This is a genomic window from Kribbella sp. NPDC049584, assembly GCF_040675555.1.
Classification (GTDB): Bacteria; Actinomycetota; Actinomycetes; order Propionibacteriales; family Kribbellaceae; genus Kribbella.
Map to the genome: position 1 here is coordinate 196,750 of NZ_JBFAPF010000007.1, position 24,338 is coordinate 221,087.

24 protein-coding genes are annotated in these 24,338 nt (G+C 68.0%); 15 read left to right on the plus strand and 9 right to left on the minus strand.

The window, feature by feature from the left end; genetic code table 11:
- Positions 1-12: 12 nt before the first annotated feature.
- Both vanA and AB0J62_RS24350 read right to left on the minus strand, forming a co-directional pair.
- On the minus strand, positions 13-1,044 hold the full coding sequence (gene vanA / locus AB0J62_RS24345; protein ID WP_363875284.1) for a D-alanine--(R)-lactate ligase: 1,032 nt from the start codon (positions 1,042-1,044) through the stop codon (positions 13-15).
- On the minus strand, positions 1,041-1,997 hold the full coding sequence (locus AB0J62_RS24350) for a D-isomer specific 2-hydroxyacid dehydrogenase family protein (protein WP_363875892.1): 957 nt from the start codon (positions 1,995-1,997) through the stop codon (positions 1,041-1,043). The genes vanA and AB0J62_RS24350 overlap by 4 nt, the downstream gene beginning before the upstream one ends.
- 164 nt (positions 1,998-2,161) lie before the next feature.
- Between AB0J62_RS24350 and murF the strand changes: the two genes are divergently transcribed.
- A complete protein-coding gene (gene murF / locus AB0J62_RS24355; protein ID WP_363875287.1) occupies positions 2,162-3,505 on the plus strand; it encodes a UDP-N-acetylmuramoyl-tripeptide--D-alanyl-D-alanine ligase in 1,344 nt (447 codons plus the stop codon).
- A 10-nt stretch (positions 3,506-3,515) separates the two neighbouring features.
- Here the strand turns inward: murF and AB0J62_RS24360 are convergent, their stop codons facing one another.
- Genes AB0J62_RS24360 through AB0J62_RS24370 form a run of 3 tightly spaced genes read right to left on the minus strand, consistent with a single transcriptional unit; the run spans position 3,516 to position 5,499 of the window.
- Positions 3,516-3,962 (minus strand): GNAT family N-acetyltransferase, encoded by a 447-nt coding sequence (locus AB0J62_RS24360; RefSeq protein ID WP_363875290.1) that lies wholly within the window; start codon positions 3,960-3,962, stop codon positions 3,516-3,518.
- Positions 3,959-5,035, minus strand: coding sequence for a peptidoglycan bridge formation glycyltransferase FemA/FemB family protein (locus AB0J62_RS24365; RefSeq protein ID WP_363875293.1), 1,077 nt, complete (start codon positions 5,033-5,035; stop codon positions 3,959-3,961). The genes AB0J62_RS24360 and AB0J62_RS24365 overlap by 4 nt, the downstream gene beginning before the upstream one ends.
- Positions 5,032-5,499, minus strand: a complete 468-nt coding sequence (locus AB0J62_RS24370; protein ID WP_363875296.1) for a M15 family metallopeptidase — start codon at positions 5,497-5,499, stop codon at positions 5,032-5,034. The genes AB0J62_RS24365 and AB0J62_RS24370 overlap by 4 nt, the downstream gene beginning before the upstream one ends.
- Positions 5,500-5,586: 87 nt before the next feature.
- Here AB0J62_RS24370 and AB0J62_RS24375 point away from each other — a divergent pair, with 87 nt between their 5' ends.
- The 7 genes from AB0J62_RS24375 (at position 5,587) to AB0J62_RS24405 (ending at position 11,992) form a co-directional block, all read left to right on the plus strand.
- Positions 5,587-6,267, plus strand: coding sequence for a response regulator transcription factor (locus AB0J62_RS24375; protein ID WP_363875299.1), 681 nt, complete (start codon positions 5,587-5,589; stop codon positions 6,265-6,267).
- A complete protein-coding gene (locus AB0J62_RS24380) occupies positions 6,260-7,339 on the plus strand; it encodes a HAMP domain-containing sensor histidine kinase (RefSeq protein ID WP_363875302.1) in 1,080 nt (359 codons plus the stop codon). Before AB0J62_RS24375 ends, AB0J62_RS24380 begins: the two co-directional genes overlap by 8 nt.
- A gap of 92 nt (positions 7,340-7,431) precedes the next feature.
- Positions 7,432-8,349, plus strand: coding sequence for a zinc ABC transporter substrate-binding protein (locus AB0J62_RS24385; protein ID WP_363875306.1), 918 nt, complete (start codon positions 7,432-7,434; stop codon positions 8,347-8,349).
- Positions 8,349-9,143, plus strand: coding sequence for an ABC transporter ATP-binding protein (locus AB0J62_RS24390; protein WP_363875310.1), 795 nt, complete (start codon positions 8,349-8,351; stop codon positions 9,141-9,143). Before AB0J62_RS24385 ends, AB0J62_RS24390 begins: the two co-directional genes overlap by 1 nt.
- Before the next feature lie 5 nt (positions 9,144-9,148).
- Complete coding sequence (locus tag AB0J62_RS24395) at positions 9,149-9,988, plus strand: metal ABC transporter permease (RefSeq protein WP_363875313.1); 840 nt, start codon at positions 9,149-9,151, stop codon at positions 9,986-9,988.
- Between the two features lie 98 nt (positions 9,989-10,086).
- Positions 10,087-11,769 (plus strand): sulfate permease, encoded by a 1,683-nt coding sequence (gene sulP / locus AB0J62_RS24400; protein ID WP_363875316.1) that lies wholly within the window; start codon positions 10,087-10,089, stop codon positions 11,767-11,769.
- 43 nt (positions 11,770-11,812) lie between these two features.
- Positions 11,813-11,992 carry a hypothetical protein gene (locus AB0J62_RS24405; protein ID WP_363875319.1) on the plus strand — a complete coding sequence of 60 codons (180 nt, stop codon included), beginning with the start codon at positions 11,813-11,815 and terminating at the stop codon, positions 11,990-11,992.
- Here AB0J62_RS24405 and AB0J62_RS24410 read toward each other — a convergent pair.
- Complete coding sequence (locus AB0J62_RS24410; protein WP_363875322.1) at positions 11,989-12,903, minus strand: alpha/beta hydrolase; 915 nt, start codon at positions 12,901-12,903, stop codon at positions 11,989-11,991. The genes AB0J62_RS24405 and AB0J62_RS24410 overlap by 4 nt on opposite strands.
- Positions 12,904-13,016: 113 nt before the next feature.
- Between AB0J62_RS24410 and AB0J62_RS24415 the strand changes: the two genes are divergently transcribed.
- The 5 genes from AB0J62_RS24415 to dhaK all read left to right on the plus strand — a co-directional run bounded on the left by AB0J62_RS24415 (position 13,017) and on the right by dhaK (position 16,958).
- Complete coding sequence (locus AB0J62_RS24415; RefSeq protein WP_134099693.1) at positions 13,017-13,577, plus strand: DJ-1/PfpI family protein; 561 nt, start codon at positions 13,017-13,019, stop codon at positions 13,575-13,577.
- An 81-nt stretch (positions 13,578-13,658) separates the two neighbouring features.
- Positions 13,659-14,540, plus strand: coding sequence for a class II fructose-bisphosphate aldolase (locus AB0J62_RS24420; protein ID WP_363875326.1), 882 nt, complete (start codon positions 13,659-13,661; stop codon positions 14,538-14,540).
- Entirely contained in the window at positions 14,537-15,325 is a 789-nt protein-coding gene (locus tag AB0J62_RS24425; RefSeq protein WP_363875329.1) for an HAD-IA family hydrolase, read from the plus strand. The genes AB0J62_RS24420 and AB0J62_RS24425 overlap by 4 nt, the downstream gene beginning before the upstream one ends.
- Complete coding sequence (gene dhaL / locus AB0J62_RS24430; RefSeq protein ID WP_363875332.1) at positions 15,322-15,966, plus strand: dihydroxyacetone kinase subunit DhaL; 645 nt, start codon at positions 15,322-15,324, stop codon at positions 15,964-15,966. Before AB0J62_RS24425 ends, dhaL begins: the two co-directional genes overlap by 4 nt.
- Complete coding sequence (dhaK, locus tag AB0J62_RS24435) at positions 15,963-16,958, plus strand: dihydroxyacetone kinase subunit DhaK (RefSeq protein WP_363875335.1); 996 nt, start codon at positions 15,963-15,965, stop codon at positions 16,956-16,958. Before dhaL ends, dhaK begins: the two co-directional genes overlap by 4 nt.
- Here the strand turns inward: dhaK and AB0J62_RS24440 are convergent.
- Positions 16,923-18,185 (minus strand): GAF domain-containing protein, encoded by a 1,263-nt coding sequence (locus tag AB0J62_RS24440; protein ID WP_363875338.1) that lies wholly within the window; start codon positions 18,183-18,185, stop codon positions 16,923-16,925. The two genes, dhaK and AB0J62_RS24440, sit on opposite strands and share 36 nt — an antisense overlap.
- Before the next feature lie 138 nt (positions 18,186-18,323).
- Between AB0J62_RS24440 and AB0J62_RS24445 the strand changes: the two genes are divergently transcribed.
- Positions 18,324-19,496, plus strand: a complete 1,173-nt coding sequence (locus AB0J62_RS24445) for a heavy-metal-associated domain-containing protein (RefSeq protein ID WP_363875341.1) — start codon at positions 18,324-18,326, stop codon at positions 19,494-19,496.
- A 1-nt stretch (position 19,497) separates the two neighbouring features.
- On the opposite strand, the gene AB0J62_RS24450 is transcribed toward AB0J62_RS24445, so the two are convergent.
- Positions 19,498-21,663 carry a heavy metal translocating P-type ATPase gene (locus tag AB0J62_RS24450; protein ID WP_363875895.1) on the minus strand — a complete coding sequence of 722 codons (2,166 nt, stop codon included), beginning with the start codon at positions 21,661-21,663 and terminating at the stop codon, positions 19,498-19,500.
- Positions 21,664-21,710: 47 nt separating this feature from the next.
- The gene (locus tag AB0J62_RS24455; RefSeq protein WP_363875344.1) at positions 21,711-23,708 is read right to left on the minus strand and encodes a cytochrome c oxidase assembly protein; all 1,998 of its coding nucleotides are present in this window, start codon (positions 23,706-23,708) and stop codon (positions 21,711-21,713) included.
- 113 nt (positions 23,709-23,821) lie between these two features.
- Here AB0J62_RS24455 and AB0J62_RS24460 point away from each other — a divergent pair, with 113 nt between their 5' ends.
- Positions 23,822-24,334, plus strand: a complete 513-nt coding sequence (locus tag AB0J62_RS24460; RefSeq protein WP_363875348.1) for a DUF5134 domain-containing protein — start codon at positions 23,822-23,824, stop codon at positions 24,332-24,334.
- Positions 24,335-24,338 lie beyond the last annotated feature (4 nt).

Consider the following 24,338-nt stretch of genomic DNA (forward strand, 5'->3'; position numbering starts at 1 on the left):
GCGGGGGTTCGTTCACCGAGCCTTGGCCGCCAATGCCAATGACAGCATCCGGTCGATCACCTCGGTGCGGGACAGGCCGGTGGCGTCCATCATCCGCGGATACCGGCTGTACGACGTCATTCCGGGCAGGGTGTTGACCTCGTTCAGCACGACGGTTCCGTCCGCCGTGAGGAACATGTCCACCCGCGACAAACCACGGCACCCCAGCGCGCGGTAGATGGCTTTCGCCGTCTCCTGGACGAGCGCACGCGACTCGGCCGGAATGTCCGCGGGCACGATCACCGTCGAGTTGTCGGAGCCGCTTTCCGGCGTACTCTCCTGGTGGATCTTGAAGAAGCCGTGCGAGAGCGCGATCTGGTCGACCTCACCCGCGAGCAGTTCGGGATCGTTGCCGAGGATCGCGCAGCCGATCTCGCTGCCGACGACGGCCTCCTCGAGCAGCACCTTCGAGTCGAACGCCCGGGCGGCCTCGACCGCGGCCGGCAGCTCCTCCTTGCCTGCGACCTTGCTGACGCCGAAGGACGAGCCCGAGCGGGCCGGTTTCACGAAGATCGGGTAGGTGAACTGGTCGGGGTCGATGGCCTGGCTCGCCGTGAACGTCCAGAAGTTCGGCGTCGCGATCCCTGCACTCGCGGCGACGGTGTAGGCGAGGGACTTGTCCATGCACAGCACGGAGCTCTGGATGTCGCAGCCGACGTACGGAAGGCCGGAGAGCTCGAGCAGACCTTGGATCGCGCCGTCCTCGCCTTGTTTGCCGTGCAGGACCGGGAAGAGGACGTCGAGGCTGATCGTCTCGTACTTCCCGTCGTCCAGGACGAGCAGCCCGGGAGTCGTGCTGTCGGGTGACAGCATGGCCGGGCGGCAGGCGCCGTTCTCCCAATCCGTCGCCGGGCCGTCGCACAGCTTCCAGGCCCCGTCCTCGGTGATCCCGATGTAGAACGGTTCGTACTTCGCGGTGTCGATGTTCTCCGCGACCTGTTGGGCAGACTTCACCGAGATGGGGTGTTCCTCGGAACGGCCTCCGAAGATGATGCCGATCTTCATATCCACTGCTGCTTCCTGTTCTCGAATTTCCGGCAGTTGATGATCGAGTTCTCGACCGTGTCGCTCAGGGCGTGATCGGTGTAGTACGCGGTGTGCGGACTGACGATCACGTTCGGCAGTTCCTGGAGTCGCAGCAGCTGTTTGCTTTCGACGGGCTCGTTGCTGCGGTCGGCGTAGAAGATGCCGTCTTCGCCTTCGAGGACGTCCAGCGCGGCGCCGCCGAGACGCCCGTCTTCCAGCGCCGCGAGCAGCGCCTCGGTGTCGAGGAGCGGGCCGCGTCCGGTGTTGACGACGTACGCGCCGGGCTTCAGCTGCTCGATCCGCCGACGGTCGAGCAGATGGTGGGTGTCGGGGGTGAGCGGCGTGTGCAGCGTCACGAGGTCGCTGACGCGCAGCAACTCGTCGAGGGGGACGTAGTCGGCCGAGGTCGCGGGACGGTTGTCATAGGCAACGGTACGGCAGCCGAAGCCGCGCAACCGGTCGATCACGGCTGCACCGATGCGCCCGGTCCCGACGACTCCGACTGTCAGATCGCGCAGCTCTTTCCCGCGTACGTCGTTCAGCCGGTAGTCGTGAATGTCGGCACGTCGGATCATCGACTTCGCGTTGCGTATCGCCATCAACATCAGCATCAGCGTGTAGTCGGCGACGCTGTCGGGGGAGTAGGCAACGTTCTCGACAGTGATGCCGACGCTGTCCGCGTAGTCCACGTCGAGGTGGTTGTAACCGATGCTCCTGGTGGAGATGTACTCGACGCCGGCTCGGGCGAGAGCCAGCAGCGTTCGGTTGGTGATGTGCGTCTTGTGCCCGACGCTGATACATCTTCTGCCGAGGGCAAGTTCGATGGTGGCCTCGGACACGGGTTCCTCGGTGATGGTCGGTACGACGCCGAGGCGAGGCGCGAGCTCGCGGAACAGAATGGCCTCGTCCGGCCCGCACCCGTAGATCGTCATCGCGACGTCCGGCGGGGTCGCGGACGACAACCAGGACGCCAGCGATTGCGTACGGCGTACCGGTTCGCTGTAGGTCATACGTCCAGTGAAGGAAGAGTGGTGTTGCCGGCGCGTATCGGAATTTCGATATGCCGACGAAACACTGCGGCTCCTTTACTGGGCGGATGATCCCGCTCAGCCTCGATGAGATCGCGACGGTCGTCGGCGGCACGGTCGTCGGAGACGGCTCCGTCAAAATGACCGCCCCCGCAGTACTGGACGGTCGCGAGGCCGAGCCTGGCGGCCTGTTCGTCGCCTTTGCCGGCGAACACTCCGACGGACACGACTACGCCACACAGGCCGGCCAAGCCGGCGCGGTAGGTGTGCTCGGCTCGCGTCCCACGGCACTGCCCACGGTCGTCGTCGAGGACGCTCAAGCGGCACTACAAACGCTCGCCGCTCACGTCGCCGCACAGCTGCGCAAGGGGCTGACTGTCGTGGGCCTCACGGGCTCCCAGGGCAAAACCAGCACCAAGGACCTACTGACGGCGGTCCTCTCCAACGTGGCGCCCACGGTCGCAACGATCGGTTCGCTCAACAACGAGCTCGGCGTACCGCTGACGATCCTGCGTGCCGATCCGGCCACCCGCTTCCTGGTCATCGAGATGGGCGCGCGGCGGATGGGCGATATCGCTCACCTCTCCGGCCTGGTCCCACCTGATGTGGCGGTCGTGCTGAACGTCGGGCAGGCGCACCTGGGCGAGTTCGGCTCACGCAGTGCGATTGCCAGGGCGAAGGGCGAACTCGTACAGGGCCTCGCACCGGGAGGCACCGCGGTACTCAATGCCGACGATCCCCGGGTTGTCGCGATGCGCGCTCTGACGGACGGCCGGGTGCTCACCTTCGGCCGGGCGGAGCACGCCGACGTACGCGTGGTCGACTTGACGCTCGATCGCCTCGGGCGGCCATCGTTTACGCTGCGGTCCGTCGACGCTTCGGCTCCCGTAGTACTGCCACTTGTCGGTGCGCATCAGGCGTTCAACGCGGCAGCAGCGGCAACGGCCGGGTTGGCCATCGGCGTACCGCTCGAGCTGACCGCGGCTGCGTTGGCGACCGCGTCAGTGTCGAAGTGGCGGATGGAACTGTGCGAACTGCCCGGCGGCATCACGCTCCTCAACGACTCGTTCAATGCCAACCCCGACTCCACCCGCGCCGCTCTGGACGCGATGGCGGTGATCGAGGGCGGCCGCCGCATCGCCGTCCTCGGCGAGATGCTCGAACTCGGCGACGAAAGCGAGTCCGAACACCGCGTCATCGGCGAGTACGCCGCGACTCGCGCCGACGTCATCATCGCAGTCGGCGAAGGTGCGCGCGCGATCGCGGCCGGCGCCGGGGAGCACGCAGTGGCGCTGCCCGACAACAACGCAGCAATCGATTGGCTCCGCCGAACCCTCGCCCCTGGCGACGTAGTCCTGGTCAAAGCTTCACGGGAATCCCGCCTGGACGAGGTGGCCGCCGCGCTCACGTAGCCGCGCTGCCTCAAGTCGGCTGCGGTAAGCAGCGGAGGAAGCGGGTCGAGGTGTCGGTCTGGTCGGCGTAGCCGTGGTGTTGGTAGAACGCGTGGGCGTCGTGTCGGTGGTTGGCGCTGTTGAGGTCTATGCGGACGCAGCCTCGGCTGATGGCGAAGGATTCCGCAGCGGCCATGAGCTGGGTGGCAATGCCCTGGCGGCGGGCCTGGCTGGACACGACCAGGGCGACGATGCGTGCCCACGAGCCGTCGCGTTGGAAGAACGGGGCCACATGAACAGCGACCAGGCCCAGCACGTCGCCGGCCGACTCCGCGACGTACGCTGCCAGCGCTGGATCGTCCGCCCAGACCTGGATTCGATCGGCTGTCGCGGCTGCGCCGTCCTGGGGGTAGCCCAGCTGACCGAGGAGCGCGTTGATGGCGATCGCGTCGGCGCGGGTTGCAGGTCGGATGTTCATCGGCGCCGCCGCTTCATGTAGAGGTCGAAGGCGCGATACACCATCGGGCGCAGCGGGAGGTCCCACTCGCCGACGTACCGCACTGCTTGTCCGCCGGTGCCGACCTTGAACTGAATCAGCCCGACATGGGAGTCCTGCAGATCAAGGGTCGGCGTGATGCCGCGCAGGTCGTACACGTCGCATCCGGCGGCCAGCGAGTCGCGGATCATCGCCCACTGGCACGCGTTCGACCCGCGAACCTCACGCTTCGACGTCGACGAAGCGCCGTACAGGTACCACGCATGCGCGCCGACCTGGACCAGGATCGTCGCGGCGACCAGCTCACCCTGATGATGCGCCAGATACAACTTGGCCGAACTCATCGCGGCGAACAGGTTCTCGAAGTACTGCACCGGCCGCGGCGTGAACCGATCGCGCTCTGCAGTGTGGACGTAGAGGTCGTGGAACGCCTTCACATCCGTGCCGACCGAGGCCTCCACACCCTCCTTCGCCGCCTTCTTGATGTTGCGCCGCCACTGCTGGTTCATCCCTCGGAGTACGTCGTCCGCGGTACGCCCGGCCAGCGGAAGCTCATAGATGTACTGCGGTTGCCCGTCGCCGAACCCGTCCTCCGGACTCTGCGGCAGCCACCCCGCCTCCTCGAGCCACCGCGTCACCCGATCCCCGCCCCGTCCGGCGAGCCGCTTGACCTCTGGATCCGCGATTCCCGCCTTGACCTCGGCGGCGCTCCAGACGTCTGTGCGCACGGGCGGCCCGAGCCGGACAGCGAACGCTCCCTGCACCTTCAGGTACTCCGTGAGCGGGTCGATCCACTCACCGAGCGACCCGCTCCAGTCGATCACCGGCCCCTGCGGCAGGTACGCCAGCGTGTAGCGCTCCAACCGGGGTACGGGCCGATGCAGCACGAGGCCCGCGCCGACGAGCCGGCGGCCGTCGTACCAGCCGAGTGACTCGCTACGCCACTCGGTCTTCACCGCGCCCCACTCCGGTGTCTGCAGGAAGCTGACCGACCGCTGCGCTTCGACGAATTCCTGATGGTCGCGGGTGCTGATACGGGAGAGGGTCAGCCTCACCGCTGCATCCTCGGATCGTGCGTGGGGTCGGCGTACATCGGCTCACACCCGTCCGGCCGAAGCTCGTAGTGCCACGGTTCGTTGCGATAGATCTGGCACAGCCCGTACGCCGCGCCGTGCTCCGCCAGCCACGCCTTCGCGTCGGAGTGCCCGATGTCGACCGCCGCGCCGCGTACATGTTGGGACGTCTCGGGCGTAGCGACCCAGCGGGCCGCTTCCGCTTCGGAGCCATACTTCACAATCGCTTCGCGCAACAGTTCATTCTGGTACTGCGGAGAACGCCAGCCACTGTTCACGTAGAACGTGACCCCGTCCGCCAAGGCATCCGAAGCAGCCTTGCGCAGCGCCGCGAGCAGCGCCGGATCGAGGTTGGCCACGGCCGGGTAGTCGTCGTCGAACACCGTCACCCCGGCCGGGACGGCGCCGTCATCCTTGCTGGGCGCACCAATTGCCGCTCGAGTCATGCTCCCAGTCAAGGCAGCGCGGTGTTGCCGGTACGTATGGGGAATTCGATATACGGACGATACGGAGCACCTCGTAGCATCGGGAGTATGCGTGTGCTGCTGGTCGAGGACGAGCCGGAGATGGCCGGCGCGATCCGCGACGGCCTGCGCCTCGAGGCGATCGCGGCCGATATCGCCGGCGACGGCGACACCGCGCTCGAACTGCTCAGCATCAACGCCTACGACATCGCGGTCCTGGACCGCGACATCCCCGGCCCGTCGGGGGACGAGATCGCCAAGCGGATCGTTGCCTCCGGCAGCGGTATGCCGATCCTCATGCTGACCGCGGCCGACCGGCTCGACGACAAGGCCTCCGGCTTCGAGCTCGGCGCCGACGACTACCTCACCAAGCCCTTCGCGCTCCAGGAACTGGTACTGCGGCTCCGCGCGCTCGACCGCCGACGCGGCCACAACCGGCCGCCCGTGCGCGAGATCGCGGGCCTGCGCGTCGACCCGTTCCGCCGCGAGGTCTACCGCGACGGCCGGTACGTCGCGCTGACCCGCAAGCAGTTCGCCGTACTCGAAGTTCTCGTCGGGGCGGAAGGCGGGGTCGTCAGCGCCGAGGAGCTGCTGGAGCGGGCCTGGGACGAGAACGCCGACCCGTTCACGAACGCGGTCCGCATCACCGTCTCCGCGTTGCGCAAACGCCTCGGTGAACCGTGGATCATCGCCACCGTGGCGGGCGTCGGCTATCGCATCGACACCCCCGAGGAAGGCGAGCGTGGGTAGGGAGCCGGGGCTGAGCGTTCGGCTGAAGCTCACCCTCAGCTATGCGGCGGTCATCATGATCGCTGGTGCCGGGCTGCTCGCGGTCGTCTGGGTCTTCCTGCTGCGCTACGTTCCCGCGCGGATGGGTCGCGCACCGATGAGTGGCCCGGACCGTGCCGACCTGCTCGCCGCGTTCGTGCCGAAGGCGATCCTGATGCTGACGCTGCTGCTGATCGCCGCTCTGGTGGGAGGCTGGATCCTGGCCGGCAGCATGCTCGCGCCGCTGACCCGGATCACCAACGCCGCCCGCTTGACCACGAACGGATCGCTGTCCCACCGGATCCAGCTCGAAGGCCGCCAGGACGAGTTCCGCGAGCTTTCGGACGCGTTCGACACGATGCTCGAGCGGCTCGAAGCCCACGATGCCGAGCAACAGCGGTTCGCCGCCAACGCCTCCCACGAACTGCGTACTCCGCTCGCGATCACCCAGACCCTGCTCGACGTGGCCCGCAAGGATCCCCACCGCGATCCCGCCGAGCTCGTCGACCGTCTCGATTTCGTGAACAGCCGGGCGATCGACCTCACCGAAGCCTTGCTGCTGCTCAGCCGCGCCAACCAGCGGACCTTCACGCGCGGCGACGTCGACCTGTCCCTGGTCGCGGAGGAGGCCGTCGAGACTCTCCTCCCACTCGCGGAAAAGCGCGGCCTGACGGTAGAAACCTCGGGTGACGTTGCCCCGACCGTCGGCTCGCACACCCTGCTGCTGCAACTGGCCACGAACCTCGTCCACAACGCGATCGTCCACAACCTGCCCGCGGACGGCGCCGTGTGGATCACCACGACCGTTCACCCGAAAACCGTGGTGCTCACGGTCGAGAACACCGGCGAGATCCTGCCCCCGACCGTGGTTTCCACGCTGATCGAGCCGTTCCAGCGCGGCAGCGGACGTGTCCGCACCGACCACGCCGGCGTCGGCCTGGGCCTCGCGATCGTCAACAGCATCACCCAGGCGCACGACGGAATCCTGATCCTCGCCGCCCGCCCGTCCGGCGGCCTCCGCGTCACGGTCCAGCTCCCCGCCGTAGGTCGCTGACCGACTCGTAGCTGTCAATCCTCCGGGGGACAGTGCTACCTTGTGTCCGGAATGGTTTTCATTATCAATTGGCAATGAGGGACGGGTGCGCTGTGAGGCTGCGTAGTTCTGCTGGATTCCTGGCCGGTGCGGCGGCGGTGGCGCTGCTGGCGGCGTGTGGTTCGTCGGCGGCCGACGAGAGTGCCGCGTCGACCTCCAAGGCCGGGGTGCAGGTCGTGGCGTCGACCAACGTGTACGGCGACATCGTGCGGCAGATCGCAGGGGACAAGGCCGAGGTGACGTCGATCATCTCCGACCCCGACCAGGACCCGCATTCGTACGAGGCGAACGCCCAGACCCAACTCTCGCTCTCGAAGGCGAAGGTCGTGATCGAGAACGGTGGCGGCTACGACGACTTCGTGGACACGATGCTCAAGTCGGCGGGCAACACCTCGGCGAAGGTGCTGAACGTGGTCGACATCTCCGGCCACAAGGCGCCCGCCGGCGGTGAGCTCAACGAGCACGTCTGGTACGACTTCCCGACCGTCGAGAAGCTGGCCGCCCAGCTGGCCTCCACCCTGTCCGAGGTCGACGCCGCGAACAGTGCGACGTACGCCGCGAACGCTGCCGCGTTCACCGGCAAGGTGAAGCAACTGGAGGCGACCGAGGCCTCGATCAAGGCAGCTCATGACGGCGCCGGTGCCGCGATCACCGAACCGGTGCCGTTGTATCTGCTGACCGCCTGCGGGCTCGTGAACAAGACGCCGAGCGAGTTCAGCGAGGCGATCGAGGAAGGGACGGACGTTCCGGCGGCGGTGCTGCAGGAGACGCTCACGTTGTTCAGTGCGAAGCAGGTCAAGTTGCTGGCCTACAACGAGCAGACGTCGGGTCCGGAGACGGAGAAGGTGCTCGCGGCGGCGAAGGCGAACGGCGTCGCCGTCGTACCCGTGACCGAGACGCTGCCTGACGGCAAGGATTACCTGGGCTGGATGACGGCCAACCTGGACGCGATCCGTTCGGCCCTGGCCTGATGAACGTCCTGAGGTTCGAGAAGGCTTCGTTCGGATACGGAGGGCGGCGGTTGTGGGGCGGCCTGACGATGAGCCTGCAGGCAGGGGAGTTCCTCGCGATCCTCGGCGCGAACGGATCGGGCAAGACCAGCCTGCTGAAGGCCGTTCTCGGACTGCATCCGCTGATGTCCGGGACCGTTGAGGTCGCCGGTGCGCCGCCGCACCGGGGCAGCACGCAGATCGGGTACGTGCCGCAGCACCGACGGATCGACACGCTCACACCGCTCCGGGCCCGGGATGTCGTCGGCCAGGGCCTGGACGGCCATCGCTGGGGGATCGGCCGCCCCGACCCGCGGCGTCGGCGGCGGATCGACGAGCTGCTCGAGTCGGTCGGCGCCGACGCCTTCGCGGATCGTCCGATCGGACAGTTGTCCGGCGGCGAACAGCAGCGGGTGCGGATCGCGCAAGCCTTGGTCTCCGACCCGAAGCTCCTGCTCTGTGACGAGCCCTTGTTGTCGCTGGATCTGAATAGTCAGCGCACGATCTCCGGCCTGGTCGATCGCCGTCGCCGTACGCATGACACCGCGATCGTCTTCGTCACCCACGACATCAACCCGGTGCTGCCGTACGTCGACCGCGTGCTCTACCTGGCCAACGGGCGCTTCCGGACGGGGACGGTCGACGAGGTGATGACGTCGGCGACTTTGAGCGACCTGTACCGGTCGCCGGTGGAGGTGGTTCGTTCCGGCGGCCGGGTGCTGGTGGCAGGAGTTCCCGAGGACACGCATCACACCTCGGTGCTGCGGGCCGGGTGAAGTCGATGCTCACGGCAACTGTCTGGCACGAGATCTTCAACTTCACCAACTACGGTGAGTTGCTGGCGCTGGTCCGCAACTCGATCGTCGCCGGCGCGGCGCTCGGCATCGTCGGCGGTCTGATCGGCGTCTTCGTGATGATGCGCGACCTGCCGTTCGCGGTCCACGGCATCAGCGAACTCTCGTTCGCCGGCGCCTCGGGTGCGCTGTTGCTGGGCGTGAACGTGGTCGCCGGCTCGCTGACCGGGTCGATCATCGCGGCGGTCCTGATCGGCGTACTGGGAAGTCGTGCGCGAGATCGCAACTCGATCATCGGGGTGCTGATGCCGTTCGGGCTCGGGCTCGGCGTGCTGTTCCTGGCCCTCTACAAGGGGCGTGCGGCCAACAAGTTCGGCCTGTTGACGGGGCAGATCGTGGCGGTGGACACGCCCCAGTTGTCGTGGCTGATCGTCACCGGCATCGTCGTACTGCTCGGGCTCCTGATCGTCTGGCGGCCGTTGATGTTCGCCAGCTCGGACCCGGAACAGGCCGCGGCCCGCGGTGTGCCGGTGCGGGTGCTCTCGCTGGTGTTCATGGTGCTGCTCGGCCTGGCGGTCGCCATCTCGGTCCAGATCGTGGGCGCATTACTTGTCCTCAGCATCGTGGTCACCCCCGCGGCCGCCGCTCTCCGAGTCGCAACCTCCCCATGGCTCGTCCCAGTACTGAGCGTCACCTTCGCGACCGTCTCCCTCGTCGGCGGCATCCTCCTGGCGCTCGGCGGCAGCCTCCCGATCAGCCCCTACGTGACCACAATCTCCTTCCTCATCTACCTGATCTGCCGGACCGTCCCGGCCTCCAGGAGATAACCACCGGAGGCCAGGACGTCCAGCGAGGGTCCGGACTGACACGGCGCAGTCACCGGCGGATCGGCCAGACCGGCGGCCACGCAGGCGACACTGAGGGGATGGACAGGGGCCGGTGGCAGATTTCTGGGGTCGAGACGCTGCGGCAGTACGAGCGGGGCTGGCTGCGGCCGGATGTCGTCGCGGGCCTGACGGTCGCTGCGTACTTCGTTCCGCAGGTGATGGCGTACGCCGAACTCGCCGGCCTGCCCGCGGTGGTCGGACTCTGGGTCGCGCTCGGGCCGCTCGTGCTGTACTTCCTGCTCGGCTCGTCGCGGTTGCTGTCGCTCGGCCCGGAGTCGACGACGGCATTGCTGACCGCGACGGCGATCGGTCCGCTGGCTGCCGGTGATCCGGCTCGCTACGCGGCGCTGGCCGCGGTACTGGCTCTGCTGGTCGGTGTGATCTGCGTGGTTGGGTGGGCCGCACGCCTCGGATTTCTGGCTGACCTGCTGTCGAAGCCGGTGCTGATCGGCTACCTGACCGGGATCGCGGTGATCATGATGACCGGCCAGCTCGGACGGCTGACCGGTGCTCCGGTGGAAGGCGATTCGCCGCCCGCCGAGGTGGTGTCGGCGATCCGGCTGATCGATCAGTGGAAGCTCGCGCCGGTGCTGCTGTCGGTGGTCGCGCTCACATTGCTGCTTGCGCTGGCTCGATGGGCGCCGCGGCTTCCGGGGCCGCTCGTTGTCGTGGCGCTCGCTGCGTTCGTGACCTGGGCGGCAGAGCTGGGCGACAAGGGAGTGGCGGTGGTCGGCACGGTGCCGAGCGGCCTGCCGACACCGCACGTACCGTCGATGTCCCTTCACGACGTCGGTCTGCTGGCCCTGCCCGCGGTGGGCGTGGCACTGGTCGGCTACACCGACACGGTCCTGACCGGCCGCGCGTTCGCCAACCGCGGCGGCGGGCCGACCGACCCGGGCCGGGAGTTGCTCGTCCTCGGGCTGGCCAACGTCTCCGCGGGCCTCCTCCGCGGCTTCCCGATCAGCAGCAGCGGCAGCCGCACCGCTCTCGCTACGGCATCCGGGGCGAAGAGTCAGGTCTACTCCCTGGTCGCCGCGGCGGCGATCGTCGCGACCCTGCTTTTCGCCGGCCCGCTGCTCGCCACGTTTCCGATCCCCGCCCTCGGTGCGTTGGTGGTGTTCGCCGCGATCCGGCTGATCGAGCTGGGCGAGTTCCGCCGCATCGCCGCCTTCCGTCGCAGCGAGTTTTTGTTGGCAATGGCAACAACCGTCGGCGTGATCGCCCTCGACGTCCTGTACGGCGTACTCCTGGCCATCGCGCTGTCGGTCCTCGACGTACTGCGACGCGTCGCCCGGCCGCACGACGGCATCCTGGGATACGTACCGGGCATCGCCGGGATGCACGACGTCGACGACTACCCCGACGCGCGGCCGGTGCCAGGGCTCGTCGTCTATCGGTACGACTCGCCGCTCTTCTTCGCGAACGCCGACAATTTCCACCGGCGGGCGCTCGCGGCCGTGGACGATGCACCGACTCCGGCGCGATGGCTCCTGCTGAACACCGAGGCGAACATCCAGATCGACGTCACCGCGATCGACGCGCTGGACGCGTTGCGCGAGGAGCTGGAGTCGCGCGGCATCGTGCTGGCGCTGGCGAGGGTCAAGCAGGAGCTGCGCGACGACCTCGAATCGGCGGGCTTCCTCGATCGTTTAGGTCCTGGCCGCGTGTTCTACACCCTCCCGACCGCAGTCGACGCCTTCCGGGCAGAACAACCCGGCTAGCCTGGTTGCTGGATGCCTGACTCGGGAGGCAACGATGACTGTGATGACGAAAGCTGAGGTGCTGGCGATCATCCGCCGCGCTTACGGTCCTGGTGTTGCCGACTCCCTCGAGGACCGATTGCCGGAGCGGATCGACCCGGAGAACGACGCGGATGCCGAGTTCCTGACGACGCTCGGCTTGACCCGCGACGGACTGGCGAACGCCATGGGCGGGGAACTTTAGAGGAGGTCGCCGCAGAAGGAACGGATGGACCGATTGACCAACCGAGGACGTTCCCAGGGCAGAAAGTGTCCGGCGCCTTTGACCCAGAACGGGCCGACTCCTTCCGGGAAGGCCAGTGCGCAGCGTTCCTCGGCGTATTCGCCGACGGTGACCTGGTCCGCGCCGATCAGCACCAGGGCGCGTTGCCGCACCGGGCGATCGATCAGCTCCGGCGCTGACAGCGGCCGGGTGCCCATCAGCACCTCGTAGTCGGCGAACGACGCGCGCAGGCGGGCCGCGTCGCCGTACGGCTCGGTCAGGAACGCCAGGTCGTCCTCGTCGAAGGCGTCGGGCGGACACCAGAGGCGGTGCCCGTAGAACTCGCCGATGTAGCGCCGACGCCGTTCGGGGGTATCCAGCTCGGCGACCAATTCGTCGGCGTGGTGGCCCTGGCGGCGGTGGTAGTCGTAGACGGCCGGCTTGGGCCGGCCGGGCGGGATGCCGGCCGCCGCGAACGCGTCCGGCAGATCGGGCATCGAGTCGTCCAGGATCACCAGGCGGTCGACGCGCTCGGGGTGCCGGTTCGCCAGGTCGATCGAGATCATCGCGCCGAGATCGTGCCCGGCGACGACGGCACGCTCCCAGCCGAGTACGTCGAACAGCCCGGTCAGGTCGCTGTTGAACGCGTTGAAATCGTAGAAGTCGTCAGGCGCGAAATCGGAATCGCCGTAGCCGCGCAGGTCCGGGGCGACGACGTCGAACCCGGCCTCGGCCAGCGGGATCACATTGTGCGACCAGATCCGGCTCGTGCACGGGAACCCGTGGACCAGCAGCAGCGGTACGCCGCCCACGCCACGTCGCCGGACCGCGAGCCGATGCCCTGGACGTACCTCGATCCGCTCGGGTGCAACGACTTCAGCAGGAAGAACCATGCGTTCGGTCTACACGATCGCCCGGTCAAGCGGGCCTTGACCGGGCTTGACCGGGGTCGGCAGGGGGCAGAGGCTGGCTGGTGGACGGAGTGTCTTCGAGAAGGAGTGGCCTGATGGCGAAGGTACTGATTCTTACCGGCGACGCGGCGGAGGACCTGGAGGTGTTCTACCCCTATCAGCGCTTGCTGGAGGAGGGGTACGACGTCGACATCGCGGCGCCCGAGGTGAAGAAGCTGCAGTTCGTGGTGCATGACTTCGTGGACGGGTTCGACACGTACACCGAGAAGCTCGGGCACACCTGGCAGGCGGATGTCGCGTTCGCCGATGTGGATCCGGCGGAGTACGTCGCTGTCGTCATCCCGGGTGGTCGCGCCCCGGAGTACATCCGGAACGACGCGGACTGCCAGCGGATCGTGAAGCACTTCTACGGCGAGTCGAAGCCTGTCGCGCAGCTGTGCCACGGACCGCTCATCCCGGCGGCGGCCGGGGTGCTGAACGGCCGGAAGACGTCGGCGTACCCGGCGCTCGCACCGGACATCCGCGCCGGGGGAGCCGAGTGGGTCGATGGTGACGCGGTCGTGGACGGCACCGTCGTCTCCGGTCGCGCCTGGCCGGACCACCCGACCTGGATGCGCGCGTTCATGGCGATCCTCAAGGAGCACGCGCCGGCGTAATCGGCGGGGCCCCGACGACGCTGCAGCCTTTCTGCAGCGTTCCGAGGGGCAGGCTGGACGGAGCTACCGGGAGGAGTGAGCATGCCGGTCGCACCGTTGAAGGAACTCGTCGACGAGGCGTTGGCCAAGGGGTACGCCGTCCCCGCGATCAACATCGTCGACGAGTTGAGCCTGCGGGCCGTCGTCGACGCGGCCGTGGAACTGCGCTCGCCGTTGATCGTGCAGACGTCGGTGAAGACCGTGAAGTCGGTCGGGCGCGACGTCCTCAAGGCGATGTTCGACGCGACCGTCGGGCCCGAGCCGGTGCCGGTCGCGCTACACCTCGACCACTGCCCGGAGCGCGAGGTGATCAGCTCCTGCCTCGCGGCCGGCTGGAACTCCGTGCTGTTCGACGCCTCCGCGCTGCCGGTCGAGGAGAACCAGCGGCAGACCGTCGAGGTCGTCGCCGAGGCTCGTAGGTACGGCGCCCACGTGGAAGGGGAGATCGAGGGCATCACCGGCGTCGAGGACGGCGTCGGCTCCGACACCGAATCGGAACGCCAGTCCTTGGAGGTCGCCACGCGATTCGTGGAGACGACCGGGGTCGACGTGTTCGCGCCGGCCATCGGCAACGCCCACGGTATCTACCGCTCGACGCCTGAACTGGACTCGCAGCGGATCACCGACCTGGTCGCCGCGACCGGGATCCCGATGGCGCTGCACGGCGGATCCGGGCTGACGCCGGAGCAGTTCCGGGACCTGATCGGCCGGGGCTGCGCGAAGGTGAACATCTCCACGGCGCTCAAGGTCGCGTACATGAAGTCGTCGCTGAAGCATCTCGAGCAGGCCCGGGCGCAGGACAAGTGGGACCCGCCGACCTTGTTCCGGAACATCCACGCCGCGGTGAAGGCGATGGCCGTCGAATACATCGAGATCTTCGGCAGCGGCGGCCATAGCGGCGGCCCCAGCGGCGGACTCACATGACCGCGCTGATCTTCGACTGCGACGGGGTGCTCGGCGATACCGAACGCGACGGCCACCTGCCGGCGTTCAACGCGACGTTCGAGCACTTCGGCCTTCCGGTGCGCTGGTCGGTCGAGGACTACGGTCAGCTCCTGAAGATCGGCGGCGGCAAGGAACGCCTGGCCACGTTGCTCGACGATCCCGAGGTGGTGAAAGCAGCCGGCTCGCCGTCGACGGACGAGGAGCGGGCTCAGGTCGTCGCTGCTTGGCACCAGTACAAGACCAAGACGTTCACAGACCTCATCGCGGACGGAGTCGTTCCGCCGCGCCCCGGCGTACGGCGAATCATCACCGAGGCGCTCCGAGAGGGCTGGACCGTTGCCGTCGCGTCGACCTCGGCCGAGCCGTCGGTCCGTGCGGTGCTGACCGGAGCGGTCGGCGCCGAGGTCGCGGCGCGGGTGCCCGTGTTCGCGGGGGACGTCGTACCGCGGAAGAAGCCGGACCCGGCGGTGTACGAGCTGGCTGTGCACCAGCTCGCGCTGGTCCGGGATCACACGCTGGTCATCGAGGACTCGAGCAACGGGCTGCTCGCCGCGTCCGGAGCCGGACTGTCGACTGTCGTGACCGTCTCCGGCTACACGCGCGACGAGGACTTCAGCGGAGCGGCGCTGGTCGTCTCCAGCCTCGGCGATCCCGGTGGCGAACAGCTCGAGGTCCTCGCGGACCCCTGGAACATCGGCCCTGTCGGCGCGCTCACGCTGACCGAGCTCGCCGAACTGGCCGGTCGCAACGGAGGGCGAACATGAGTGACAGCTGGAGTGACGTCGACCTGGTGATGACCACGATCATCGACACCTGCCTCACCAACGAGAAGTACTTCGGTGACCTCGACTCGGTCGTCGGCGACGGCGACTTCGGGTACTCGCTGGCCCGCGGCTTCGAGAAACTCCAGGCGCAGTACGGCGAGCTGGACCGCACCGATATCGGCACGTTCCTGAAGAAGGTCGGGATGCTGGTGACGTCGCGGATCGGCGGGACCTCCGGACCGATCTGGGGAACGGGATTCCTGCGCGCCGGGATGACGGCGGGCGCGACGACGACCCTCGACGGTGCGGCCGTCGTCGCGATGCTCCGGGCCGCGATCGCGGGGATCATGGCCCGCGGCGGCGCCGAGCTCGGTGAGAAGACGCTCCTCGACGCGCTGGTCCCGATGACCGATGCCATCGAGGAGGCCCTCGCGGCCGGTGCGAGCAGCAACGAGGTCATGGACCGTGCGGCCGCGGCAGCCCGGTCGGCCGCCGACGCGACCATCGACCTGGTCGCCAAGCGCGGCCGGGCCGCCTACACCGGCGAGCGCAGCCGGGGATCGGTCGACGCCGGGGCCACCGCCGTCGCCGTGCTGATGGAGCAGATAGCAGAAAAGTGGAAGGCGAGGAACTCCGGATGAAGAAGTTCGTCAACGATCCCAAGAACTACGTGCCGGAGATGCTCCAGGGCATCGCACTGGCGAACCCCGAGACCTTGAGGTACGTCCCGGAGTACAACCTGATCATGCGCACCGACGCGCCGCGCGAGGACAAGGTCTCGATCATCCAGGGGTCCGGCTCCGGGCACGAGCCGGCACATGTGATGACCGTCGGCAAGGGCATGCTCGATGCCGCCTGTCCTGGTGACGTCTTCGCCGCACCGCCGATGGACTACGTGTACGAGACCACCAAGCTGCTCGCGTCGCCGAAGGGTGTGCTGCTCCTGGTGAACAACTACACCGGCGACCGGATGGCGTTCGACATGTCGCAGGAGCTCAGCGCCGCGGACGGCCTCAACGTGAAGACGCTGATCATCGACGACGACGTCGCGGTGAAGGACTCGACGTACACGGTCGGCCGGCGGGGTGTCGCGGGCAACTTCTTCGTGATGAAGGCGGTCGGCGCGGCCTCCGAGCAGGGCGCGGACCTGGACGAACTGGTCCGGATCGGCGAGAAGGTCAACTCGGTCACGCGCACGATGGGGATGGCGCTCACCGCGTGTACGCCGCCGGCCAAGGGCTCGCCGCTGTTCGAACTCGGGCCGGACGAGATGGAGATGGGTGTCGGCATCCACGGCGAACCGGGCCGGAGTCGCGAGCCCCTCGCGTCCGCGAACGACATCATCGACCAGATGCTCGAGGCGGTCCGCTCCGACCTCCCGTACGAGTCGGGCGACAATGTCGCGCTGATGATCAACGGCCTGGGAGGTACGCCGATCAGCGAGCTGTACCTGCTCTACGGCCGGGCGCACAAGGTGCTGACCGACCAGGGCATCAACATACGGCGCAACTACGTCGGGGAGTACTGCACGTCGTTGGACATGGCGGGCGCATCGGTGACGCTGGTGAAGCTCGACGACGAGATCGACAGCCTGTTGTCAGCGCCTGCGGAGATCGCGATCCGCGTGTTCTGACAAGCCGTAGTCCGCGCGCAACCGGCGTACTTCGGACTGGGTCGACGGCCATAGCGGGGAGGCCGGCGACAGCAGGGTCAGCTGGTGCTCCCAGGCGCTGAGGTCGTTCACGCCGGCGTACGAGCGGGTCCAGGCGACGACGAGATCGACGTCGTGGGTCCGCAGTACGTCGGCGCGCATGCGGTTCTCGAGCCGGTTCCGCGAGGCGACGACGCCGGGGGCATCGGACTGCGGGAGGAGCGGGCCCGCGTAGCGGCGCAGAGCCGACGAGAGCAGGTGGGAGTCGAGGTCGTCGGCCGTCTCGAGCCAGTCCGCGGCGATGTCGCGGCGGAACCTGTACGGACGGGAGTCGAGGACGTCCGCGCCGAGGAGTGCGCGAAGGCGGGTCATCTCGCCGCGCAGCGAGGAGCGGTGGTCGGCCTCGCCGTACAGCGCGTCGGAGAGCTCTTCGGCGGTGAGGCCTTCGGGGTGTTCGGCCAGCAGTACGACGATGTCGCTGTGACGCCGGCTGAGCCGGAGGTCGCGGTCGTCGACCCGTAGCTCGGCGTCCGGGCGGCCGAGGGCCGAGATCCGGATGCGATGGCCGGTGTGGCCGTTCAGTTTGCGAAGGACGGTCAGCCGCCCGAGCTCGGCCTCGGCCATCCGGGCGGCGGCCCGGACCAGAGCGAGCGACTGCGGTGAACTGGCGTCGGCGCCGCCGGTGATGTCGACGACGCCGAGGACGCGCTGCGTGTCCGGGTCGTAGATCGGGGCCGCCGCGCAAGACCACGGCTGCACCAGGACCGTGAAGTGTTCGGCCGATCGGATCTGGACGGGCGCGGTCACCTCGAGCGACGTACCGAGCGCGTTGGTGCCGACCTGCCGCTCGGCCCACCAGGCGCCCTCGCTGAAGTGGATGCCGTCGGCTGCACGCAGTACGTCGGGTCGGCCGCACACCCAGAGCAGGCGGCCGCCGCTGTCGCCGACCGCCATCACACAGTCGCTGTCCACGGCTGCTCGGCCGAGGACGTCGTACAGCATCGGGAAGACGGCCGACAGCGGATGTTCGGCCCGGTAGGTGGCCAGTTCGTTGCCTTGGAAGGCAAACGGTGCCGCCGTGTCGGCGTGCAGCCCCGCGGCGACCGAGCGGTCCCAGGACGCCGCGACGAGCCCGCGCACGGGCTGTTTCTCCCCACCCTCGACGAACTCTTCGTGTCGCCGGTGCAGCCATCGATCGATGGATTCCACCCTCCCAAGACAACTGCCGAACCCGGCGAAAGTCCAGACGCGCAGCGACGAGGATCCGACACGCGGAGTAATCGCGCGGGTCGGGGTTCGTTCCTAAACTGGGAGCGCGTGGATGACGGGTCGCCGGGGAGGTCGCGGATGGCGGGACTGCCGGGTGGCCGTTATGACCGCGCGGCCGCGGCCCGAGTGCTGGCCGAAGTCGCGGGTCCTGTTGCGTCCGGGCAGGCGAGTCTTGGTGGTCCGCGCCGGCTCGAGCCCGAGGTTGTGCCGCTCGACGGTCGGTTATCGGCGGCGCAGTTGGAGTACGTGCATAGCCGGATGCGGCCGTGTCCACCTGGCTTGGTGGTGAGCGCCGCCTCGAAGGTCAGCTGGCGAGACAGCGGCGGGGTTGCGAACGTCGCTCATTGTGGTCCGCTCGGGCCGATCGTGCCGGTGGTCGCCCGGGAGGCGACGCTGGCCATGTGGCAGGCGTTCGCAGGATCGGGTGCCGCGGCGTTGACGGATGACGATCGCGCGGTGATGGATGCGACGACGACCGACAAGGATCCGGTGGAGATCCTGCGGGTCGGGATCGATACGACGTCGCGGGCCCTGGTGCAGCACGCGTACCTTGCGGATCAGACGCCGTACCGGAGTGCCGCTGAGTTTGCGCGTGGGCTGCGGGACTCGGGGATCTTCTCGGTGGTGGCGAACACCTGGTTCTGGGGGCTGCAGTCGTCGACGTACCGGCGCGGGATGATCCCGGTGCGGCTGGTCGCGCAGGACGACGGGACCGTGCGGTACGCGGCGGAGACGGTCGAGGTACTGCGGGAGATGAAGCAGACCGCGATCGGGGACGCGCACGAGACGTTGCGCCGGGCAACGGTCGAGGAGGGGCTGACCGTCGGGGAGGCGCTGCGGAAGTACGACGTACTGCTCGGGCAGATCTCGCGGCAGTACGCGCTGCTGCCCGCGGGGGAGCAGCCGCGGTGCCTGGCCAACATGTCTGTGGGCGGGGTGCGGTTGCTGTCCGGGGTGGTGGACACGTTCGTGGAGACGTTCGTTCAGTTGCTCGAGTTGGTGGAGATTGGGGAGACCGGCATGGACCGTGTTGACGAGGCTGACCAGGTTGACGAGGTTTTCGAGGTACCGGACATGACGTGCTCGCACTGCACGAACACGATCACCGGGGTGCTGGAAGCGCTCGGGGTCCGGGTCGCGGGGATCGACCTCGACACGAAGGAGGTTGTGGCGGCGTTCCCGTCCGAGGAGGTTCGGGCGCAGAGCTTCGAGGCGATTCGCGGGCGCGGGTACACCGTCGTACCGCGGTGAGCTACTCGGTGTCGGGCTCGGTGCCGAAGTCGCGGAGGCGGAGGCTGTTGTACGTGACGAACAGCGACGAGAGGCTCATCGCGGCGGCCGCGATCAACGGGTTGAGCAGGCCCGCGGCGGCGATCGGCACGGCGGCCACGTTGTAGCCGAACGCCCAGATCAGGTTCCGGTGAATGGTCTGCCGCGTACGCCGAGCCAGCGCGATCGCGTCCGGGATCACCCGCAGGTCTTCGCGGACGAGAACGATGTCGGCCGACTTGAGCGCGATGTCGGTCCCGGTCACGACCGCCAGCCCGAGATCGGCAGTCGCCAGCGCAGCCGCGTCGTTGATCCCGTCCCCGACCATCGCGACCCGATGCCCGTCGGCCCGCAACCGCTCGATCACAGCCGCCTTGTCAGCAGGCAACACCCCCGCCCGCACATCCTCAATCCCCAACTCCGCAGCCACCCCCCGAGCCACAACCTCACTGTCCCCAGTCAACAAAACAGTCCGCAACCCCTGCCCATGCAACCCCTCAACCGCACCCCCCGCACTACCCCGCAACCGATCCGCAACCGAGAACCACCCCGCCACCCGCCCATCAACCCCCACATAAACAACCGACCCCTCGCCGCGTTCCTCCGCCTCCGGTGCGGTGATGCCTTCGGCTTCGAGCAGGGCGAGGTTCCCTGCTACCACGCGGTGGCCGTCTACTACGCCTACTGCGCCTTGGCCGGGGCGGACCTCGAAGTTGGTGACTGGTTGGGGTTCTACTCCGTCGGCGGCGGCTCGGCGTTCTACGGCTCGGGCTATGGGGTGTTCGGAGTTGTGTTCGATGGAGACGACGTAGCGGAGGAGTTCGGGGTCGATGTGGTCTACGACGAGTTCGCCGGTGGTGAGGGTGCCGGTCTTGTCGAGGACGATGGTGTCGATGACGCCGCTGGCCTCGAGGGCGTCCTGGCCCTTGATCAGGATGCCGAGGGTGGCGCCGCGGCCGATGCCGACCATGAGCGCGGTCGGCGTGGCCAGCCCGAGTGCGCACGGGCACGCGATGACGAGAACCGCGATACCTGTGCCGATCGCCTGCTGGAACGGCGCACCGGAGACGATCCACCCGACGGTGACGGCGATCGCGAGCGCGATGACCGCCGGCACGAACCACACGATGACCCGATCGACCGTGTGCTGGATGCGAGCCTTCCGCTCCTGCGCCTGCTCGGCGACAGCCGCCATCTGCGCGAGCTGCGTATGCGCACCGACCGCCGTCGCGGTCAGCACCAACCGCCCGTCCGTGCTGATCGTCCCGCCGATCACAGGATCTCCGGCCCGCACGCTGCGCGGCAGCGGCTCACCGGTCACGACGCTCGTGTCGACAGCCGCCGCGCCCTCGAGCACAGTCCCGTCGACCGGCACGATCTCGCCGGCCCTGACGACGACCACCTCGCCCTTGACCACCTGCCCGGTCGGTACGTCGACCTCCGCGCCATCTCGCAGTACCCGAGCCGTCGGCGTAGCCAACCGGCTCAGCGCACCGAACACATCAGCAGCACGCCGGCGCGACCTCGTCTCGAAGTACCGCCCCGCGAGCTGAAACACGGTCATGCCCGCCGCGACATCGAGATACAGCGCCCCGGTGTCGAGCGGGATCGACGCCAACCCCGGCCAATGACTGCCCGTGCTCGATGCCCCAGGCAACAACACCGACACCGCCGCCCAGCCGAACGACACGACGATGCCCAGCGAGACCAGCGTGTCCATGCTCACCGCGCGATGACGCAAGTTCCGGATCGTGGCGCGGTGGAAGGGGTACGCCGCCCACGTGACAACCGGCAGCGCCACGAGTAGCGAGACAATCTCCCAACCAGGAAAGCGCAGCGACGGTACTGCGGCCAGCACGATCGTTGCGTCCATCAACGGAATCGCGAGCAGGATCGCCACGATCAGCCGACGGCGCAGCGCGGTCACGCGCTTGATGGTCAGTTGCTCCGCGAGCTCGTCGGCGGACTCGGGATCGCGCACCGTCGCCTCGTACCCGGCCTTGTCCACCGCACTGGTCGCCCGGTCCGCGAGATCCGGTCCGGTCCCGGTGACGATCGCGCGCTCCGTCGCGTAGTTCACGCTGGCCGTCACACCGTCGAGCTTGTTCAGGGCTCGCTCGACACGGTTGGCACAGGCAGCACACGTCATCCCGCCGACCAGCAGCTCGACGGAACTCGTCTCGGTCCGGGTCAACGTCACCGAAGCTCCTTTGGCCGGTCCGCAGTTCGGTCGGCCGTTCGATCGGCAAGGCGCTCGAGCATCGCGTTGTAGGCGTCGTACGAATCGTCGAGCCCGCTGTCGAGGTGGCGATCGATGCGTTTGGCAAGCTTCCCGTCCTGGACCGCCCATTGCAACGCCAGCACGACGACGACGATCAGCAACGGGATCTCGCCGCCGGCCCACGCAATCCCACCCGCGGTGTGCTGAGTCGCCGCGAGATCGACCTTCCACGGCAGCTCGAGGTGCTGGTAGAACGAGTCGCCGATGATCGCGCCGTCAGACATCAGGATGACCCCGAAGAACGCGTGGAACGGCATCGCCGCGAACAGGAAACCGAGCTTCGCCAGCGATGGAAGCTTCCGCGGCGTCTGGTCGACTCCGATGACGAGCCCGAAGTACAGGCAACCGACCAGCAGGAAGTGGGCATTCATCAGTTGATGCGCCCAATGGAACTTCATCAGCGTGCCGAAGGCGTTGGTGAAGTACAGGCCGTAGTACGAGCCGATGTAGATGCCGAAGACAAGCAACGGGTGGTAGAGCGCCTTGAGCGGCCGGGAGTGCAGTACGGCGACGATCCACTCGTGCGGGCCGGGTTGTGCGTCCTTCGCCGCGGCAGGCAGGGCCTTGAGCGCGAGGGTGAGAGGTCCACCGAGTACGAGCGGAATCGGGATCAGCATGCTCAGCGCCATGTGCATCGCCATGTGGACCGCGAAACTTGCGCCGGAGTACTTCCCGATGCCCGAGCTGGTCACCACGACGATCAGCACCCAGCCGAGCGTCCAGGCGATGGTCCGGCCGACCGGCCACGACTCGCCACGGCGACGGATCCTGATGGCGCCGGCGAGATAGGCAGTGATGGCAGCGAGGGCTGCGGCCACGAAGAGCAGGTTCGGACGCCACTGGCTGACCAGCGTCGCGAACGCCGGCGGCTTGCTGAGGTCGAAACCGAAGAAGATCTGGCTGATCGACGTCGGCACGAAGAACTGGGGCGGGGGAATCCGGGTCATCGCGATGCCGCAGGCAACGAACGCCGCCGTGCCAGTGGTAAGGAGCACGGCGCCGCGCGGAAGCTTGCTGCGGGCAACGGAGTACAGGCCGGCGGCAACGAGTCCGAGCACGGCCAACCGGGCCAGCGTGAGCCAGCCGGTGGCCGAGGCGAAAGGCGATGAACCGGCCAGCTTGAACCACAGCAGAACGGCCTCGGTCACGACCAGCAGTGCGGCCCCGATCATCGCGACGCTACGCCAATGAGCGCGGTCGAAGACTCGGTTCCGGCGGCCAGTGGCAAGCCTGAGGGTCTGTACGACGGCCAGCCCGAGCAGCAGTTGCGCGACGACGGTCTGGTAGACGGCGGAGTCGCCTGCGAAGTCGTGCCGTGGGCCGACCAGCACCTGGCCCACGACGACCGGCGCGAGCGAGCCGACGAGCGCCGCCCAGAGCGCGATCAGGTACGCGACCCAGCGCACGGTCACCACGCTCGTGACGAGGACCACGATCGCCGCCAGGCAGGTGATCATCCAGGCGCGCCCGAAGTCGCCGGAGAACATCGCGAACCAGAGCGCGCTCGGGCTTGCGATCCGCCCGAGCGACAGGCCGTTCGAGTCGGCCGAGTCGAACGCGATCAGCAGGCCGGAGCTGATCACCCAGACGGCGGCAGCCCGGCGTACGACGATCGGCTCGAACCACTCCGCGATCTCCAACTGCCGGCGGGAACCCGACTCGCGCACCGGTCGCGCCTTGCCCGCGACAAGCGCCGACGCGAGCGCGCCGACCGTCACGAGCGAGGAGAGGTCGGCCACCGCACGGACGAAGGTCGTGACGAGCCCGGTCAGCCGTCCCGGGTAGTCGCGGGCGATCGGCAGATAGCTCGCCGAGCCCATCAGTGCGGTAGTGACCAGCGATGCGGCCAGAACGAGTACGCCGAGCAGGACGACGTACCCAATCAGCCACCGCCGGTGGCGCGTCGTACCCACGTCACTCCTGATCGATTGGTTGCCACAACCCCCAACCGGTGAATACGAGCGAGTTGTGGGAACAGTTCCCAGCAGCGGAACTTCTTTGCAACGGCTGGAGTTAGAGGGGCGTGGTGACTGGAGCCTGGACGATTGTCCTGACCGCGGTCTTCGCTGCGACGGGTCTGTACGGCGTTTGGCGGCTGAGCACGAGGCGCTGGCAGGGGATCGAGACCGTCGTCGACGTGAGCCATGCCTTGATGAGCCCGGCCATGCTCGTGATGCTGTGGTGGCCGATGGCGGCGACCGGCCAGTGGGCGCAGATGGCAGTCTTCAGCGGGCTCGCGGTCGCCTTCTTCTACCACCTGTCCGGCTTGGAGACCGTCCCCGAGCGCGCCGGTGCGATGGCTCACGCCGGCATGAACCTCGGCATGGTGTGGATGCTGGCGGCGATGCCCCGCCTGATGTCCGGCGAGGCCTGGACCACGCTGCTCAGCTGGTCCGCCGTCGGCCTCCTCGTCATCACCGCCATCTGGTGGGTCGTCCACGCCGCCCGCACCCCAGGCCACCGAGCCCTGTGCGGCTGCCACGGCCTCTCCTGCGCCGGTATGGCAACAATGCTCGCCCTGATGACACCAGCCCTCTGAGGCG

Bases quoted from the DNA above. Each gene is read 5' to 3' on its own strand.
- vanA (WP_363875284.1), bottom strand. From the start codon at position 1,044: ATGAAGATCGGCATCATCTTCGGAGGCCGTTCCGAGGAACACCCCATC.
- AB0J62_RS24350 (WP_363875892.1), bottom strand. From the start codon at position 1,997: ATGACGATCTACGGGTGCGGGCCGGACGAGGCCATTCTGTTCCGCGAG.
- murF (WP_363875287.1), top strand. From the start codon at position 2,162: ATGATCCCGCTCAGCCTCGATGAGATCGCGACGGTCGTCGGCGGCACG.
- AB0J62_RS24360 (WP_363875290.1), bottom strand. From the start codon at position 3,962: ATGAACATCCGACCTGCAACCCGCGCCGACGCGATCGCCATCAACGCG.
- AB0J62_RS24370 (WP_363875296.1), bottom strand. From the start codon at position 5,499: ATGACTCGAGCGGCAATTGGTGCGCCCAGCAAGGATGACGGCGCCGTC.
- AB0J62_RS24375 (WP_363875299.1), top strand. From the start codon at position 5,587: ATGCGTGTGCTGCTGGTCGAGGACGAGCCGGAGATGGCCGGCGCGATC.
- AB0J62_RS24390 (WP_363875310.1), top strand. From the start codon at position 8,349: ATGAACGTCCTGAGGTTCGAGAAGGCTTCGTTCGGATACGGAGGGCGG.
- AB0J62_RS24395 (WP_363875313.1), top strand. From the start codon at position 9,149: ATGCTCACGGCAACTGTCTGGCACGAGATCTTCAACTTCACCAACTAC.
- sulP (WP_363875316.1), top strand. From the start codon at position 10,087: ATGGACAGGGGCCGGTGGCAGATTTCTGGGGTCGAGACGCTGCGGCAG.
- AB0J62_RS24405 (WP_363875319.1), top strand. From the start codon at position 11,813: ATGACGAAAGCTGAGGTGCTGGCGATCATCCGCCGCGCTTACGGTCCT.
- AB0J62_RS24410 (WP_363875322.1), bottom strand. From the start codon at position 12,903: ATGGTTCTTCCTGCTGAAGTCGTTGCACCCGAGCGGATCGAGGTACGT.
- AB0J62_RS24415 (WP_134099693.1), top strand. From the start codon at position 13,017: ATGGCGAAGGTACTGATTCTTACCGGCGACGCGGCGGAGGACCTGGAG.
- AB0J62_RS24420 (WP_363875326.1), top strand. From the start codon at position 13,659: ATGCCGGTCGCACCGTTGAAGGAACTCGTCGACGAGGCGTTGGCCAAG.
- AB0J62_RS24425 (WP_363875329.1), top strand. From the start codon at position 14,537: ATGACCGCGCTGATCTTCGACTGCGACGGGGTGCTCGGCGATACCGAA.
- dhaL (WP_363875332.1), top strand. From the start codon at position 15,322: ATGAGTGACAGCTGGAGTGACGTCGACCTGGTGATGACCACGATCATC.
- dhaK (WP_363875335.1), top strand. From the start codon at position 15,963: ATGAAGAAGTTCGTCAACGATCCCAAGAACTACGTGCCGGAGATGCTC.
- AB0J62_RS24445 (WP_363875341.1), top strand. From the start codon at position 18,324: ATGGCGGGACTGCCGGGTGGCCGTTATGACCGCGCGGCCGCGGCCCGA.
- AB0J62_RS24450 (WP_363875895.1), bottom strand. From the start codon at position 21,663: ATGACGTGTGCTGCCTGTGCCAACCGTGTCGAGCGAGCCCTGAACAAG.